Annotated in this window: 3 protein-coding genes; all 3 read right to left on the reverse strand. The window is 28.5% G+C overall.

All coding sequences use genetic code 11. From position 1 onward, the window contains the following. Positions 1-591: YggS family pyridoxal phosphate-dependent enzyme (locus KHW44_RS08415; protein WP_304068384.1), on the reverse strand; the 591-nt coding region annotated here is incomplete at its 3' end. Next, a complete protein-coding gene (locus KHW44_RS08420; protein WP_304068387.1) occupies positions 591-1748 on the reverse strand; it encodes an HlyD family efflux transporter periplasmic adaptor subunit in 1158 nt (385 codons plus the stop codon). The genes KHW44_RS08420 and KHW44_RS08415, both read right to left, overlap by 1 nt. A gap of 37 nt (positions 1749-1785) precedes the next feature. Further along, a partial coding sequence (locus KHW44_RS08425; RefSeq protein ID WP_304068390.1) for a U32 family peptidase occupies positions 1786-2592 on the reverse strand: 807 nt, incomplete at its 5' end.

The following is a 2592-nucleotide window of genomic DNA, read 5'->3' on the forward strand; positions in this document are numbered from 1 at the left end:
TCCCATTGATAAGTATTTCATTTCTATATTTTTGTATTCTGTATTTTTTATTTTATCATAAATTTCTCTCATTTTCTTGAAAACCCATCTAATTTCTTCTGGATCTTCTGCAAATGGAGCAATGCTCATCAATCCTTTTACTTTTACAAACTCTGTTTTTTCTATTTCTTCAATAAAAGAATCCAAATCATCAAGATATAAACCAGATTTTTGCTCTTCTTCTGCAACATTTAATTGAATCAAACAATCTTGTGGTTTATTAATTGCACGAGCTCTTTTTTCTATTTCTTTTAAAACACTCATTCTATCTAATGAATGAATCAAACAAGCTTTTCCTACAACATCTTTTACTTTATTAGATTGCAAATGACCAATCATATGATAATTAACGCAACCTTGTAATTCATCATATTTCCAGCTCATTTCTTGAGGCTTGTTTTCACCAATATCAGTTACTCCACAATCAATAGCTTCTTTAATTCTGTCAATGTCCACAGTTTTTGTAACAGCAATAAGATGTGGTGTTTCTCCATGCGAAGCAAATTTTTTCAAATTTTCATTAACTTCATTTAGATTATCTTTTATACTCATTATTTTAAAAGTTCCCCCTCTTTAACAAACCTTGGATTTTTGACAATATAATCGTATAGCTCCAAAGTTTTTACTTTTCTGTTATTAACATCAATCTGTCCATCAGCGCCCGTTGAAACGTAGGCAAATTTATCGTCAGTTTTCAAAACTTTTACAGCTACAAATTTGATAATTCCTGTTTCTTTTTTGATGTACACGCCTTGTGTAGAATCTTTCGTAATAATTGATTTTTTAGGTATTTTGAATACTTTTGTTTTTTTATCAATCACAGTTATAGGCACAAATCTTTTATTCATTAAATCATTAATACCATCATTCATATCGCATACTATTGTAATGATATTCCCATTTACTTTTATGTCTTTTATGTGCGCTGAATAATCGTTTTTGTCAACATTGATTTCAATTTCGTCGTTATTTTTCAAATTTCTATTCAACTTAGAACTTTCCACATCAAATACCAACGATAAATTCATACTATCAACAACTGATAAGCCTTGAGTAGAATAATTGTCATCAATATCTCTTAAATAAAAATCACTACCCAAAATGCTTGAAGAGTTATATCCTACAAAGTTTTCATAGTTATCAATATTATTTTTTAACACTCCACTAACTGTGGTCTTAACTGTAGATGATTTTGAGTTTAAAACTTGTTTCAATATCTCTAATTCTTTTTTAGAATGAAAATACTCTTCTTCTGTGATATTCTTTTTCTTATCATATTCAGACAAAAACTTATCATCTAAGTTTCTGTTTCTTATAGAATTCGATAGTGTTTTAATATCTGTATCTTTTATCTCAAATTTACTTGTAGTCTTATCGCTGTGATTTATTTCCAAATCGTTCAATTTATCATCTATATATTTCGTACTCATTTGTAAGTTGATGTCTTTCGGTATATTTATTACATTAGACCCCACAGGATATTTGACATTTTCAGCTGCTTTCGTATCCACATCATTTAAATAAATGTACTCATCTTTTAGAACAAGAGCATTTACATTTATTTCGTTTTTTATTTTGGAAATATCGTTCACAAGATATAGGTTTCGTTTAAATAAAAAACCTAATAAATTGTGAACAATAAATACTAATAGTAAAACAGAAATAATTATTATAAAAATTTCTTTTTTGTTAAGTTTTTTCGTTTTCATAATCTGATTATATCATAGTATAATTTACATTCCAAAATTAATTATCGCTCTTTTTTCTCATCATCGAATTAGGTTGAAGTTTTTGATCAATCTTAATTTTAAAAATCTGTTGAGCCTTATTTGCCACTTCAATTTCATTCATTTTTTCGTCATACATTTTTTCAATCTTTGTTGTAATAAATCCATCTTCTGGGCCAAAAATCTCTACTTCGTCCCCTTCGAAAACTCTATTTCTTTGTTCAAAAGTAGCAATTTTACTTTCTTCATCATAATCTAATAATAACCCTACAAAATCATATTTTCTAATATAAGAAGATGATTCGTACAATTGGTCATTTTCATCAGGTTTTTTTTCAAAAAATCCTGTAGTAAAATCTCTATAAGAAACTTTTTTAATTTCTTCTAAAAGTCTCTTCGCTGTTTGTTCATCAAATTCATTATTATAGTACTTGTCAATGGCGATTCTATAGCTTCTAACTACCGTAGCTACATAGTATTGACTCTTTACTCTACCTTCTATTTTCAAACTATCAATTCCTGCCTCGATTAATTTATCTAAATGCTCAATCATGCACAAATCTTTTGAATTGAAAATAAAAGTTCCTTTCTCATCTTCTTCAATCGGAAAATATTCTCCAGGTCTTTTTTCTTCAACAAGTCTGTACTTCCATCTACATGCTTGTGCGCAGTCTCCTCTATTTGCATCTCTTCCTGTCATGTAGTTACTCAATAAACATCTTCCCGAATAAGACATACACATCGCTCCGTGTACAAAACATTCTAATTCAGAATCAGGGATATTTTTCTTGATGTCTTGAATTTCTTTCAAAGATAATTCACGAGC

The sequence above is a fragment of the Finegoldia magna genome (genome assembly GCF_018371055.1).
GTDB lineage: Bacteria > Bacillota > Clostridia > Tissierellales > Peptoniphilaceae > Finegoldia > Finegoldia magna_I.